The organism is Gordonia sp. NB41Y (assembly GCF_030718915.1).
Taxonomy (GTDB): Bacteria; Actinomycetota; Actinomycetes; order Mycobacteriales; family Mycobacteriaceae; genus Gordonia; species Gordonia desulfuricans.
The window spans coordinates 5608806-5623068 of record NZ_CP132196.1; the positions used below are offsets into that span (position 1 = coordinate 5608806).

The window sequence follows — 14263 nt, forward strand, 5'->3', positions numbered from 1 at the left end:
ACCACCGTAACCGAGCGTCCCGGGTGGCCGCACGGCAGGAATAGGCGATGATGATGGCGATGGTCGCGATCATGGCACGAACCGAGTACGAGACCCCGCAGCATCGCATCGCCGGAATCGGTGCGATGCTGCTCGCCGTCGCCGCACTGGTGATGCTGATCGTCTCGAGCGCGGTGGGCGTGTCCGGCACCACCACGGCCGTCACGGTCGGGGTGTTGCTGTCGGGGTCGATGCTCGCCGGGGCCACCGCGCGCACCATGACGCGCCCCGCCGTGGTCCTGGGTGTCGACGGAACCGACGTCTATCTGGGCGACGAACAGTCGGGGATCGTCAGCCGCCCACTCGGCAGCGTGGTGTCGGCGTCACTGGGCACCGCGTCCACCACGACGACGGTGGGTGCCGGTGCCGTGCGTGCCGATCCACACGACCTGCTGATCCGGGGGATGCGGTGGGCCGACATCGTCTTCGCCACACCGGAACCCGAGGGCTGGCGTATCGCGGTGGCGGTCGGTGACCCGGCCGCCGAAGCGGTGCTCGACGTGCTGCGCGCAGCCGCCCCGCGCCGGCGGAAGGCCACCGCCGAACCGTCACCGCCGTCGGAGCCGCCGGGCCCGCCGGCGGACGGTACCCGCGGAGGACCTGCGGCCGGCACCACCGAGAACACCACCATCGACGACGGTGCGGGCCCGATGGCCGAGGCGGGCAGCGAGGACGCGTCCCGACGTCTGTGGGAGGAGGCGACCCGCCGCCACGACGATGTGCTCGGCCGGTACGGCTGGTACGAACTCGACCCGGCGATGCTGTTGACCTATCCGGCGGTCATCGACGTCACGCTCACCCACGTGCAGGACTTCCTGGTCGCGTTGGAGGACGCCAACGCGTTGCGTACCGACGCCTACCCGGGTGACCGTGCGCGGGCCGACGCCTATCGGCAGGCGGTCACCACGTTGCGTCGTACCTGGACGGCATGCGAGGCCGAGGGGCGGCGGCTCGGGGCCGGCTACCTCGACGATCCCGACCGCGATTCGCTGCGGACCGCGCTCAAGCTGTACCGGCATGCCGAGGGCGGCAGCACGAGTGAGGAACAGGCCGCCTACATCGGGCGGGTCCGCGACATCGTCGGCGGGCTCGTCGATCGCGGTGCGATCCACCCGACCACGGGCGCACTCGAACAGCTGGAGACGGTGTCGCGCAGGATGATCGAGTCGCCGCGCGAACGGTGATCCGGGCACTGCGTCGGCTCCGGCTCCCGCCCATCAGGCCCCCGACTCCCGCCGTTCAGGCCTCAGCTCACCCGGTCAGGCCTCAGCTCACCCGGTCAGGCGTCAGCGCACCCCGTCACGGAGGAAGACCCCGGACGGGCTGTAGGTGCCCTCGGACCCGTCCGATCTCCCCACCGCGACCTGGATCACCGGATTGCCGTCGCGCTGGAAGGTGGTGGTCATCTGGATGTCGACCGCCGCGCGATCGATCTCCTCGACGTCGCCACGTCGCATCGCCTGGTCGCGCACCTTGTCGAACACGGCAGGGGTGACATCGGTGAAGGCGAACAGGTCACCCGGGGACCAGGACCGCAGGTCGACGGTCGGGAAGGCACCCGGCACCACCGACACCTCGCCGCTGTTACGCCCGGAGACGAACTCGGCGAGCACACCACCGCTGCTCTGGATGTCGCCCGCATACATCGTCGGGGTCATCGAGCCGAGACCCCGGATCTCCAGACGATTCAGTGCCGGACGGTCGAGCGGGACCCCGGCGTCGACGAGGGCGGCGCGCAACACCCCGAAGGACGCCTCGAAGTCGCCCGGGTCGAAGAACTCCGCGACCTCGCCGGCCGGGGTGGCCTGGATGTCGTGCGTCTCGGTGATGTGCTCCGGGTTGCGATAGGAGGCGGTGATCAGCACGTCCTCGCCGGTGTCCGGCCGTTCGACCACCATGTCGTCGAAGACCACCGCACCCGCGAAGGCGGTGGTCCGCTCGGTCATCGTCGCGGCCATCCTGGACAGATCGGTGGACGCGACGACCGACGTCGCGAACGCGTCGCCGCGACGTTTGGTGGTCGGGGAACGACGCTGATCGACCTCGCCGCCTTCCCGAACCGTCAGGGTCACCGACTGGCCGGTGGCCGGGTCGTACACCTCGGCGCGATCGGAGCCGGACGCGTCGAAGGTCATGGCCAGCACGTTGGACCGGGCGTCGGGTCCGGCGTCGTCGATGGCCTGCACCAGCCGATCACGCCGGTCGCCGAGTTGCGCCATCCCCTCGCCGGCCGCCGGCCCGCTGCCGGATTCGGAACCGCTCCTCGACGACGTGGACGTGTTCGGGGTGTCGATCCGCCACACCGAGTCACCGACGCCGAACAGCACGACGGCGCCCACCACGATGGCGATGGCCGGGGGGAGGAATGTCGCCCATCCGGGGCCGGCGGTGAGATCCGGTTCGGTGCCGGTCCGCGGCGGCAGGTCGTCGGGTGCCAGCGCGATCCGCGGGTTGCGGACCGTCGTCTGGAACCCGACCCGCGACATCATCGTGATCCAGCGGGCGTCATAGGCGGTGTCGTCGCGTGGGGTGATCCGCGCCGACACCAGGGTCGGCTGCGCGTCGGTGACGTCGAAGGTGGACCGGTTCAGCGCCGTGACCAGCACCGGGACGCCCGCACGCGGCGACCCGGTGGCAAAGGTGGGGAGGCTTGCGGCACGTCCCGGACGGGGTAGCACCGCCAGGCCGCCGATGATCAGCGGGATGCCGAGCAGCATCGCGATCCACCACACGCTGTACGCGCCGAATCCGATCCCGGCGGCGATCAGGACGCCCGCGATCACGGCGCGCAGGGCACGGGTCATCACGATCCTCATCTCGGGTGGCCGACCGGGGTATGCCAGATGTTAGCGGCGGGCACACCCGGTGCGCAGCCGCCGCGTACCGTGGAGGCGATTCGGTCCCGGAACCAAACTGGCAGGAGAAGCGCTCGGTGGGAAAGCTGACCAACAGCATGTGGCGTTTGCTGGGAGCCCAGAGCTCACGCAATCAGTCGAAGTCGATCGGCCTGATCAAGGACGCGGAAACACATACCGACTGGGCAGCCGGACTCGACGAGGCCGATTTCCGGTCCGAGGCCGAGAAGCTCGACATCGGTTCCGACGCCGGCGACCGGGCGAAGTTCCTCGCGCTCGCCCGCGAGGCCGCCGACCGCAGCCTCGGCCTGCGCCCCTTCGACGTACAGCTGCAGGGCGCACTGCGGATGCTCGAGGGTGACGTCGTCGAGATGGCCACCGGTGAGGGCAAGACGCTCGTCGGTGCGATCGCCGCCATCGGCCACGTGCTCGAAGGCCACCAGGTGCACATCATCTCGGTGAACGACTATCTCGCGACGCGTGACGCCGAGTGGATGGCACCGCTGTTCGCGGCGTTCGGGATCACCGTGTCGGCGGTGTCGGAGAATTCCACCCGCGCCGAGCGCAAACGCTCCTACGTCGGCGACGTCACCTACGGCTCGGTCAACGAGATCGGCTTCGACGTGCTGCGGGACCAACTGGTGCTGTCGGAAGACCAACTCGTCTCGCCGACACCGGATGTCGCGATCATCGACGAGGCCGACTCGGTACTCGTCGACGAGGCGCTGATCCCGCTGGTGCTCGCCGGGTCCACCGACGCCGAGGTGCCCGACCAGGCCATCCACGACGTGGTGTCGCGGATGAAGAACAAGCATTTCGATGTCGACGTCGACGGCCGCAATGTCTCGCTCACCGACGAGGGCGCGGCCTTCGTCGAGGAGGAGCTCGGCGGGATCAACCTCTACGACGAGGAACACGTCGGTACCACCCTGGTGCACGTCAACATCGCGATGCATGCCCACCATCTGCTCGAGCGCGATGTGCACTACATCGTCCGCGACGGCGGCGTGCACCTGATCAACGCCTCCCGCGGCCGCGTCGCCCAGCTGCAGCGCTGGCCCGACGGAATGCAGGCGGCCGTCGAGCTCAAAGAGGGCCTCGCCCAGACCGACGGCGGTGAGATGATCGACACCATCACCGTGCAGGCGCTGATCGGCCGATACCCCATCGTGTGCGGCATGACCGGCACCGCCATCGCCGCCGGTGAGCAGCTCCGGCAGTTCTACGAGTTGCGGGTCTCGCAGATCCCGCCGAACACCGCCAACGTCCGCAAGGATCTGCCCGACCGCGTCTACGACACCAAGGCCAACAAGGTCGAGGCCGTCGTCGCCTACGTCAAGGAGGTGCACGAGACCGGACAGCCGGTGCTGATCGGCACCCACGATGTCGCCGAGTCGGAGGAACTCGCCTACTTCCTGGAGAAGGCCGACGTGTCCTGCGTCGTCCTCAATGCGAAGAACGACGCCGAAGAGGCCAAGATCATTGCCGAGGCGGGCGCGAAGAACGCGGTCACCGTCTCCACCCAGATGGCCGGCCGCGGTACCGACATCCGGCTCGGTGGCTCCGCCGACGACGAGACCGCTCGCGAGGAGATCATCGAGCTCGGCGGACTCTGCGTCGTCGGCACCGGCCGTCACGACACCGCGCGCCTGGACAACCAGTTGCGCGGCCGTGCCGGCCGTCAGGGCGACCCCGGCCGGTCGGTGTTCTTCAGCAGCCTCGAGGACCCGGTGGTCACCCGCAACCTGTCGTTCAAGCGTGACCCGGTCTCGCCGTCGCCCGATGGATCGATGGGCGCCAAGGGGATCGACCTGATCGAACAGGCCCAGCGCGTCGCCGAGGGCGTCATGCTCGAGCTGCACGCCAACACCTGGCGATACAACAAGCTGGTCAACCAGCAGCGCGAGATCGTCGTCAAACGCCGGATGGAGCTGCTGCGCACCGACGCCGGGATCGACGAACTCAAAGGTCTCGAGGCCGACCGGTACGCCGAACTGATCGGCGAACGCAAGCCGCAGAACGACTCCGATGCCGCCGATGACGGTGCGGCCGGCTCGGTCGACACGAAGTCGGAGGGCGCGAAGTCGGAGGGCACGAAGTCGGAGGGCACGGACTCCGGCGACACGAACGCCGATGCCACGACGACCGCAGAAGGCGCGACCGCCGGAGCCGACGTCGACGCGGACACCGAAACCGTGGCGGCAGAGGACAAGTGGATTCCGGTCGAGCCGGTGCCGGTCACCGTGCTGACACAGGTGGCCCGCGAGATCATGCTCTATCACCTCGACCGCGAGTGGGCCGACCACCTGGCCTTCGTCTCCGACGTCCGGGCAAGCATCCACCTGCGTGCGATCGGTCGCGAGAGCCCGCTCGACGAGTTCCACCGCCTCATCCTCGAGGAGTTCGGCGAACTGCCGCAGCGTGCGATCGAGAAGTCCCGCAAGACCTTCCGTGAGGCCACCATCACCGCGGACGGGATCGACCTGGGCGCCTCCGACATGCATCGCTCGACACAGACCTGGACCTACATGGTCCACGACAATCTGTTCTCGTCGGGCGGCGCCAAGACGCTGCAGGGCATCATCGGCATCTTCCGGTGACCTCCGGACCGGGCATGGCAGGGGAGCAGTCGCCGCACCAGGCGCCCTCGGCCGCCACTCCCGGCGACCGGATCCTGACCGTGCCCAACGCGTTGAGCGTCATGCGGCTCGCGCTGATCCCGGTCTTCGTGTGGCTGGTGCTGTTCGAGAAGTCCGACGGCTGGGCCTTCGTGGTGCTGTTCGTCTCGGGCGTCTCCGACTGGCTCGACGGCAAACTGGCGCGACTGCTCGACCAGTCGTCGCGGATCGGTGAACTGCTCGACCCGGCCGCCGATCGCCTCTACGTCATCGTCATCCCGATCTGCTTCGGACTGCGCGACATCGTGCCGTGGTGGCTGATCGGGGTGATCATCGCCCGCGACGTACTGCTGTTCGCGACGGCGCCGCTGCTGCGTTCCCGTGGGCTGCTCGCACTGCCGGTGCTCTACGTCGGCAAGGCCGCGACATTCGCACTGATGAGCGCATTCCCCTGGCTGCTGGTCGGACAGCTCGACTCGGTCGTGGGGACGATCTGCTATCCGATCGGCTGGGCCTTCCTCATCTGGGGCGTCGGGATGTATGTGTGGTCGTTCGTGTTGTATTGGGCCCAGACGCTTCTGGTGATCCGTCACATGCCGCCCGTGCCCCGCGTGCCGGTGGGCTGAACCGAACTCCATGTCCTAGAGTCTCGAACGACAGAAAGGGGCACACCCGTGACAGAGACCAACGTGCCGCAGGAACTCACCTACACCCCCGAACACGAGTGGATCACCCGCACCTCGCCGACCACGGTGCGGGTGGGTATCACCGACTTCGCCCAGGACGCCCTGGGCGACGTCGTGTTCGTCCAGCTGCCCGAGGTGGGTACCGAGGTCGAGGCCGGAGAGTCCTTCGCCGAGGTGGAGTCCACAAAGAGCGTCTCCGACATCTTCGGGCCGCTCAACGGGACCATCTCGGCGGTCAACGACGAACTGGAATCGACCCCCGATCTGGTCAACTCGGAGCCCTACGGAGCCGGCTGGCTCGTCGAGATCTCGGTGGACGAGGCGAGTGCCCTCGACTCCGAACTCGCCGATCTGCTCGACTCCGACGGATACCGACAGGTCATCGAGGGCTGACCGGCTCCGGCGTCTCACGGCACAACCACAATCGGCCCCCAACGCGGGTGGCGACACGGACCGGACGGTTATGATCAGGGGCGTGTCATCGTCGAGTCTTCCCCGCAGGGAACGACCCGACGATCGGTAGGTTGGATCGTGAGCGGCGGCGCGGGGTCTCCATGCGAAACCCGGTGGCGTTGAGTCGGCTCCGACGCACTACCCCAACGGACCGCACGGTCGTGACCGTGGGGGACCCGTGCACCACGACAGAGCACTGCGGACGACGAAGGAGAGATAGTGAGCGACAACGACAAGGACTTCGAGGCGCCGGTGGAGACGACATCGGTCTTCCGTGAAGAGTTCATCAACGAACTCGACGCGGGTGCGGCGACCTCGAGTGAGCCTGCCGACACCGGGGTCGAGCGACTCTCGCCCGGAACGGCATTGCTTGTCGTCAAGCGTGGCCCGAACGCCGGTTCGCGATTCCTGCTCGACCAGCCGACCACCTCCGCCGGTCGGCACCCCGACAGCGACATCTTCCTCGACGATGTCACCGTCAGCCGTCGGCACGCCGAGTTCCGGGTCGCCGACAACCAGTTCCAGGTGGTCGACGTGGGCAGCCTCAACGGCACCTACGTCAACCGTGAACCGGTCGACACCGCCCAACTCAGCAACGGCGACGAGGTCCAGATCGGCAAGTTCCGACTGGTGTTCCTCAGCGGTCCCTCGGGTTCCTGACGAACGTGCCGGCAACCGCAGCGGGACAGCGCGGCGAGGGATCGATGTCGATCGGGTCGGTCCTCGCGTTGCTGCGCGAGGAGTTCCCCGACGTCACGATCTCCAAGATCCGATTCCTCGAAGCCGAAGGCCTGATCAGTCCTGAACGGGCCCCTTCGGGTTATCGGCGGTTCAGCACCGCCGACTGTGAGCGATTGCGTTTCGTGCTGACCGCACAACGCGACCGTTACCTCCCGCTGAAGGTCATCAAAGAACAACTCGACGCCATCGACGAGGGGGCCGGGGCAACGTCCTCGGGCAACACCCGGCTCCTCTCGTCGGCACGCGGCACGGTGGCCCCGGCCACCGACTTCGGAACCCGAGGAGACCGTGTGTCCCGCGAATCGCTGATCGACCGCACCGGGGTGGAGGCGGCGTTCGTCACCGAGTTGCAGCGCAACGGCCTGCTCACCCCGGGGCCGGCAGGCTTCTTCGACGAAGACGCCATCCGGCTCGTCGAGGCCGCCGCGGCACTGGCCGCCTACGGTCTGGAGACCCGGCACCTGCGGGCGTTCAAGGTGTCCGCCGACCGTGAGGCGGGTCTGGTCGCACAGATCGCCAGTCCCATCGCCAAGGGACGTGGCACCGGCGCCCGCGACCGCGCCGAAGAACTCGTCCGGGAGATCGCCGCACTGTCGGTGACCCTGCACACCCAGCTCGTCAAGGCCGCCGTCCGCGACGTCCTCGATTGAGTTCGCACGCTCATCACCGCGACCCTTCGCGGTGTAGCGTCGAATGCATCCCGACATGATCGTCTGACGTCCCTGGAGGTGCTTGATGAGCGAGATGCGCGTGGTCGGCATTCGGGTCGAACCACCCCAGAGTCAGCCGGTCCTGCTGCTGCGTGAGGTGGACGGAGCGCGCTACCTGCCGATCTGGATCGGGCAAAGTGAAGCCGCGTCGATCGCCTTGCGGCAGAAGGGGATCGAACCCCCGCGGCCCCTCACCCACGATCTGATCGTCAACCTGATCGAAGAATTCGGCCAGACCCTCGTCGAGGTCCGCATCGTCGACATGCAAGAGGGCACGTTCTACGCGGAGATGATCTTCGCCAACGATCTGCGGATCTCGGCACGGCCCTCGGACTCGATCGCCGTCGCCATGCGCGCCGAGGTCCCCATCACCGCCGACGAAGAAGTCCTCGCCGAGGCCGGTCTGCTCATCCCCGACGAGGAGGAGACCGAGACCCCCGACGAGAAAGAAGACGAAGTCGAGAAGTTCAAGGAATTCCTCGACAACGTCTCGCCGGACGATTTCGTGTGACGGTCGGTCCCTGCTCGGGGATTCCCTGCTCGGGCCGTCCCTCGTCGCGGCGACGCTCGTGGGCTCGCGGCGACGCAGGCTCGCCGCGTCACCCCTCGGTCCGAACCGGCCGGGTTGATAACGATTCAGCTCCAGCTCAAGTTGAGGTTGAGACTTAGGGTGTGTCGCGTTGATCCGACCCCTTCGGCCGAATACCGTCGCAAGCGATCGTCGGCGGACCACCGCGGCGACAAGGACATGAACCAGCCCGGGAGCGCGTACCCTTGACCACGGACAGTGGCCGACGGATGACGTGCGAGTCGGGTCGGTCAAGAGGTGGCGAGGAGTCTGCAGTGGGCGATCAGCCGTTTGACGACGATGCGAAGTCCGAGGACCACGACGGACCGCAACGAACGGCGACCCAGGGAACCCTCGAGGAGATCATCCCCGGGCTCTTTCCCAACGACATCGTCCCCGACGAACTCGTCGGGTACCGCGGGCCCAGCGCCTGCCAGATCGCGGGAATCACCTACCGTCAGCTCGACTACTGGGCCCGAACCTCGCTGGTCGTCCCGTCGATCCGCGGCGCGGCCGGCTCGGGCAGCCAACGGCTGTACTCCTTCAAGGACATCCTGGTCCTGAAGATCGTCAAGCGCCTGCTCGACACCGGCATCTCGCTGCAGAACATCCGCGTCGCCGTCGATCACCTGCGCAAGCGCGGCGTCGAGGACCTCGCCCGCATCACCCTGTTCTCCGACGGCACCACCGTCTACGAGTGCACCTCGGCCGAAGAGGTCGTCGACCTCTTGCAGGGAGGGCAGGGGGTTTTTGGGATAGCGGTCAGCGGAGCGATGCGTGAGCTGACCGGCACGATCTCCGACTTCCCCGGCGAGCGCGCCGACGGCGGCATCACCGAATCGTCGCCCGAGGACGAGCTCGCCGCCCGCCGCAAGAACCGCACCCGCCGCACCGGCTAGACACTCGACGACCGGTGCGCGCCGGTCGCGGTGTAGCGCCGGACACACTCGGTGCCGACGATGACCGGGATCGGTCTACCGGACGGTAGACTGACCAACGCGTCGCTGCACTGCGGGAGAGCGTCGCCGCCGGGACCCGCGTCCCGGTCGGGCGGCCGCCGAAGGAGCAACACCTCCTCGTCAAACTCTCAGGCACCCAGGACCGTGGTGTCGACGGCGTCTCTGGAAAGTGACGAGTGACCTCGTCCGCCCAAGGTGAAAGGTGCGTGCGTCGCCGACGACACGCGCACCGAATCTCTCAGGCGCCGTTCGGATCGCGATCCGATGGCATGACAGAGGGGGAGGACGAGCCCGATCCGTGGATTCACGGATCCTGCGAGAGGTCGCGCCCCCATGTCCCAGATCTCCGGATCCCCGTCGTCGGGTTCCCAGACAGAGTCCGCCGCATTCGTCGACCGGCACGTCGGGCCCGACGCCGACGAGACCGCGCGAATCCTCTCGGCCCTCGGCGTGGCCTCGCTCGACGAACTCGCCACCCGCGTCGTCCCGGCGGTGATCGCCGACGATCCCGCCGACACCGGGCTGTCGGCGTTGCCCGTCGCACGCACCGAACATGAGGTGCTCGCCGAACTCGCCGAGCTGGCATCGCGAAACACGGTGCGCCGCTCCATGATCGGCCTCGGCTACTACGACACGCTGACCCCGCCGGTGATCCTCCGCAATGTGCTGGAGAACCCCGCCTGGTACACCGCGTACACGCCGTACCAGCCCGAGATCAGCCAGGGCCGCCTCGAGGCGCTGCTCAACTTCCAGACCATGATCTCCGACCTCACCGGCCTCGAGATCGCCAACGCATCGATGCTCGACGAGGCCACCGCCGCCGCCGAGGCCATGACCCTGATGCGTCGGGCCGGCAAGTCCAGGTCGCCGCGCCTCGTCGTCGACGCCGACCTGTTCCCCCAGACCCGTGCACTCATCGAGACCCGTGCCGAGCCGCTCGGTATCGAGATCGTGGAGGCGTCGCTGCATCCGGGTCTGCCCGGCACCGGCCTGCCCGACGGTGACTACTTCGGCGTGATCCTGCAGACCCCCGGCGCATCCGGACGCATCCTCGACGTGGCACCCGTCGTCGAGGCGGCACACGCGGCCGGTGCACTCGTCGCGGTGGGCGCCGATCTGCTCGCGCTGACCCTGATCACCCCGCCCGGCGAGCAGGGCGCCGACGTCGCCTTCGGTACCTCGCAGCGGTTCGGTGTGCCGATGGGCTTCGGTGGACCGCACGCCGGATATCTGGCCGTGCACACCAAGCACGCCCGGCAGATGCCCGGTCGCCTCGTCGGCGTGTCCAAGGATGCCGACGACAACCTCGCCTACCGGCTCGCCCTGCAGACCCGTGAACAGCACATCCGCCGGGAGAAGGCCACCAGCAACATCTGCACCGCGCAGGTGCTGCTGGCGATCATCGCCGCCATGTACGCCGCCTACCACGGCCCGTCCGGGCTGCGCGCCATCGCACGTCGCGTCCATGAGCGGGCGGCCCTGCTGGCCAACAGTCTGACCGCGGCCGGCTTCGCGGTGAAGTCGGCCACCTTCTTCGACACCATCACCGTGCGCAGCGAGGGCCGTGCCGCCCACTACGTGACCGCCGCGCGGCGAGCCGGATTCAACCTCTGGCAGGTAGACGAGGACACGCTGCGCATCGCCTGCGACGAGACCACCACCCCCGCCGACGTCGACGCACTGCTCGGCGCGTTCAGTGCCGGCGGTGTGGTGCCCAAGGAGTTCGCGCAGCCCATCGAGACCCGCACGAGTGAGTACCTGTCACATCCGGCGTTCAACCGGTACCGCACCGAGACGTCCATGCTCCGCTACCTGCGGGCGCTGTCCGACAAGGACATCGCGCTCGACCGCAGCATGATCCCGCTGGGCTCGTGCACCATGAAGCTCAACGCCACCGCCGAGATGGAACCCATCACCTGGCGCGAGTTCACCGGACTGCACCCGTTCGCGCCCGCCGAGGACACCGTCGGCATCCGCGAGATGATCGCACGCGTCGAGTCGTGGCTGGTCACCATCACCGGCTACGACCGGATCAGCCTGCAGCCCAACGCCGGATCGCAGGGCGAGTACGCCGGTCTGCTGGCCATCCGCCACTATCACCACAGCCGCGGTGACAGCCGGCGCGACGTGTGCCTGATCCCCTCCAGTGCGCACGGCACCAATGCGGCGTCGGCGGCCATGGTCGGGATGCGCGTGGTGGTGGTCGGCTGCCGCGGGAACGGCGACGTCGACGTCGACGATCTGCGCGCCAAGATCGCCGACCACGGCGATCGGCTCGCCGCGATCATGATCACCTATCCCTCCACCCATGGTGTGTTCGAGCACGACATCCGCGACATCTGCGCGGCCGTGCACGACGCCGGCGGACAGGTCTACGTCGACGGCGCCAACCTCAACGCCCTCGTCGGGGTGGCACGGCCGGGTCGCTTCGGCGGCGACGTCAGCCACCTGAACCTGCACAAGACCTTCTGCATCCCGCACGGCGGCGGCGGCCCCGGCGTCGGTCCGGTGGCGGTGCGCAGCCACCTCGCCCCGTTCCTGCCCGGCCATCCGCTCGCCCCCGAACTGCCCGGCGACATCACCATCTCCGCCGCCCCCTACGGGTCGGCGTCGATCCTGCCGATCACCTACGCCTACATCGCGATGATGGGCGCGCAGGGACTGCGGCGGGCCACTCTTACCGCCATCGCCTCGGCCAACTACATCGCCCGACGACTCGGCGAGTACTTCCCGGTGCTCTACACCGGACACGAGGGCACCGGTACCGACGGCACCGACGAGTACGGGTGGGTGGCGCACGAGTGCATCCTCGACCTGCGCGGGCTGACCAAGGCGACCGGCGTCACCGTCGACGATGTGGCAAAACGCTTGGCCGACTACGGTTTCCATGCGCCGACGATGAGTTTCCCGGTGGCCGGCACCCTGATGGTGGAGCCCACCGAGAGTGAGAACCTCGACGAGCTCGACGCCTTCTGCGACGCCATGATCTCCATCCGTGCCGAGATCGACGAGGTCGCCAAGGGCACCTGGCCCGCCGACGACAACCCGCTGCAGGGCGCCCCGCACACCGCCGAATGCCTGGTCGGGGAGTGGGATCACGCCTACTCCCGTGAGGTCGCGGTGTATCCGCAGGGTCTGCCGTCGGCCGGTGCACGGACCAAGGTGTGGCCGTCGGTGCGGCGGATCGACGGCACCTACGGCGACCGCAACCTGGTGTGCAGCTGCCCGCCGGTCGAGGCCTTCGCCGAGTGACCGTGCACCACGGTCACCTCAGCACGAGTGTGACGCCGGCATGAGCCGTCGGTGAGACGAGAGTGGCCCCGGGAGGATTCCCGGGGCCACTCTCGGTCTGTGCGGTCTGTGCGGTCTGTGCGGTCTGTCGGTCGCCGGGGTCAGCTGGTCGGGCCGAACACCAGCCGGTTGATGTCGACGACGGCCGCGGTCTCCGGGCTCGCCATCGGGTTGGGGGTCACCGGGAACGTCACCGTCGCGGTCTTGGGCGGCATCGGGGCGGCACCGCGGAAGCCGAGCGCGGTCAGCACGGCGAGGTGATCGGGTTCCTCGGCGAACCGGAAGAAGTCGGCGACGGCGGTGGCCGCGTATTCCGGCACCTGATCTCCGGTGAGTTTCAGGAACGGGTAGTCGGCGAGCGGCGTCGGACCCGAGGGCAGCACCTCGGCGAGCTTCGCGGTGGTGTCGGCCTTGGTCAGCTGGAACAGGCGCTGCTCGGTGACCGGGACCGCGTGGATGGGCGCCGCCTTGGCGTCGGCGGCGTCGGCGATCGCGGTGGCCGCCCCGACCGGGGTGCCGTCCGGCGAGCGGGGTGCGGCCTCGGTGAGCGCGCCGATACCCGCGGCGACCCCCTTCGACGACGCGTCGGCGGCGGTCAGCACACCGGTGGTCCGGGTGATCCGCATCGCGACCGCCTGGGCGGCGAGCGCCGAGGCATCCGATTGCGCGCCGGTGGGCATCGCCATGCGCAGCGAGCCCCAGCCACGCAGACCGAACTCGGTCAGCGAGTCGTCGCGGCGGGCGAGGGTGGGCAGCTGCGCCCAGTCGAGTTTGCCGGTGAGCTGCGCACCGAGCTCGGGGGAGGTGGCCAGCACCACCGGTGAGGTGACCAGCGACTCCGGGGTGCCGTCGACGACCGACGGCTTCGCGGTGACCAGATCGGCCGCCCACACCGACGACTGCGGTATCCACGCCGCCGGATACTGGCCGTTGGCCTGCGGATCCCAGTTGCCGGTGAGGCCGTCGAGGGTGATCTTGGCGTCACCCGGCCGCACGGCGATCGTGATGCAGTGATCACGGATCACCGGACGGGTCTCGGCGTAGGACTTCGCGATCGCCGAGAGACCCTCGGCGATGTCGGGATCGGCGATGATCGCCACCGTGGCGGGACCTTCCACACAGGTGGCGGCCGCGGCGTCGCCCTCCCGGCCGACGTGATCGCCGACCTGGAACCACACCACCACACCGGAGGCGACGAGCAGTACGGCGAGCAGCATGAAGACCAGCCCCCTGCTCACCCCCCGACGGCGAAGTGAATTCTTGCCATCGGCGACGCGATGATGTGCCACCCCGGCCCCTCCGTTAGCGTGCGGTTACACACGATCGCCGGTCCGTGCCCGGGC

At 68.6% G+C, this 14263-nt stretch carries 11 protein-coding genes and 1 riboswitch; of the genes, 9 read left to right on the plus strand and 2 right to left on the minus strand.

Annotation, left to right across the window (positions count from 1 at the left end; genetic code table 11):
• Positions 1 to 71 precede the first annotated feature (71 nt).
• Positions 72 to 1223 (plus strand): hypothetical protein, encoded by a 1152-nt coding sequence (locus Q9K23_RS24615; protein WP_261977602.1) that lies wholly within the window; start codon positions 72 to 74, stop codon positions 1221 to 1223.
• Positions 1224 to 1325: 102 nt separating this feature from the next.
• Here Q9K23_RS24615 and Q9K23_RS24620 read toward each other — a convergent pair whose 3' ends face one another.
• A complete protein-coding gene (locus Q9K23_RS24620; protein ID WP_152972567.1) occupies positions 1326 to 2843 on the minus strand; it encodes a hypothetical protein in 1518 nt (505 codons plus the stop codon).
• A 128-nt stretch (positions 2844 to 2971) separates the two neighbouring features.
• Between Q9K23_RS24620 and secA2 the strand changes: the two genes are divergently transcribed.
• The 8 genes from secA2 (at position 2972) to gcvP (ending at position 12881) form a co-directional block, all read left to right on the plus strand.
• Positions 2972 to 5494 (plus strand): accessory Sec system translocase SecA2, encoded by a 2523-nt coding sequence (gene secA2, locus Q9K23_RS24625; RefSeq protein WP_020790180.1) that lies wholly within the window; start codon positions 2972 to 2974, stop codon positions 5492 to 5494.
• A 14-nt stretch (positions 5495 to 5508) separates the two neighbouring features.
• Positions 5509 to 6138 carry a CDP-alcohol phosphatidyltransferase family protein gene (locus Q9K23_RS24630; protein ID WP_053776035.1) on the plus strand — a complete coding sequence of 210 codons (630 nt, stop codon included), beginning with the start codon at positions 5509 to 5511 and terminating at the stop codon, positions 6136 to 6138.
• A 48-nt stretch (positions 6139 to 6186) separates the two neighbouring features.
• A complete protein-coding gene (gene gcvH / locus Q9K23_RS24635; RefSeq protein WP_020790172.1) occupies positions 6187 to 6591 on the plus strand; it encodes a glycine cleavage system protein GcvH in 405 nt (134 codons plus the stop codon).
• 276 nt (positions 6592 to 6867) lie between these two features.
• Positions 6868 to 7311: a glycogen accumulation regulator GarA gene (garA, locus tag Q9K23_RS24640; protein WP_053776020.1), complete on the plus strand. Its 444-nt coding sequence runs from the start codon at positions 6868 to 6870 to the stop codon at positions 7309 to 7311.
• Positions 7312 to 7355: 44 nt separating this feature from the next.
• Positions 7356 to 8042, plus strand: coding sequence for a MerR family transcriptional regulator (locus Q9K23_RS24645; protein ID WP_053776034.1), 687 nt, complete (start codon positions 7356 to 7358; stop codon positions 8040 to 8042).
• An 85-nt stretch (positions 8043 to 8127) separates the two neighbouring features.
• Positions 8128 to 8613: a bifunctional nuclease family protein gene (locus tag Q9K23_RS24650; RefSeq protein WP_020790174.1), complete on the plus strand. Its 486-nt coding sequence runs from the start codon at positions 8128 to 8130 to the stop codon at positions 8611 to 8613.
• Positions 8614 to 8945: 332 nt separating this feature from the next.
• Positions 8946 to 9569, plus strand: a complete 624-nt coding sequence (locus Q9K23_RS24655; protein ID WP_020790178.1) for a MerR family transcriptional regulator — start codon at positions 8946 to 8948, stop codon at positions 9567 to 9569.
• 103 nt (positions 9570 to 9672) lie between these two features.
• A riboswitch (glycine riboswitch) is annotated at positions 9673 to 9784 on the plus strand.
• A gap of 178 nt (positions 9785 to 9962) precedes the next feature.
• Positions 9963 to 12881, plus strand: a complete 2919-nt coding sequence (gene gcvP / locus Q9K23_RS24660; protein WP_053776019.1) for an aminomethyl-transferring glycine dehydrogenase — start codon at positions 9963 to 9965, stop codon at positions 12879 to 12881.
• 140 nt (positions 12882 to 13021) lie between these two features.
• Here the strand turns inward: gcvP and Q9K23_RS24665 are convergent, their stop codons facing one another.
• On the minus strand, positions 13022 to 14209 hold the full coding sequence (locus Q9K23_RS24665) for a hypothetical protein (RefSeq protein ID WP_053776018.1): 1188 nt from the start codon (positions 14207 to 14209) through the stop codon (positions 13022 to 13024).
• Positions 14210 to 14263: the final 54 nt, after the last annotated feature.

Coding starts and splice junctions, on each gene's coding strand:
- Q9K23_RS24645 (WP_053776034.1), top strand. CDS start 7,356: ATGTCGATCGGGTCGGTCCTCGCGTTGCTGCGCGAGGAGTTCCCCGAC.
- Q9K23_RS24650 (WP_020790174.1), top strand. CDS start 8,128: ATGAGCGAGATGCGCGTGGTCGGCATTCGGGTCGAACCACCCCAGAGT.
- Q9K23_RS24620 (WP_152972567.1), bottom strand. CDS start 2,843: ATGACCCGTGCCCTGCGCGCCGTGATCGCGGGCGTCCTGATCGCCGCC.
- Q9K23_RS24630 (WP_053776035.1), top strand. CDS start 5,509: ATGGCAGGGGAGCAGTCGCCGCACCAGGCGCCCTCGGCCGCCACTCCC.
- gcvP (WP_053776019.1), top strand. CDS start 9,963: ATGTCCCAGATCTCCGGATCCCCGTCGTCGGGTTCCCAGACAGAGTCC.
- Q9K23_RS24615 (WP_261977602.1), top strand. CDS start 72: ATGGCACGAACCGAGTACGAGACCCCGCAGCATCGCATCGCCGGAATC.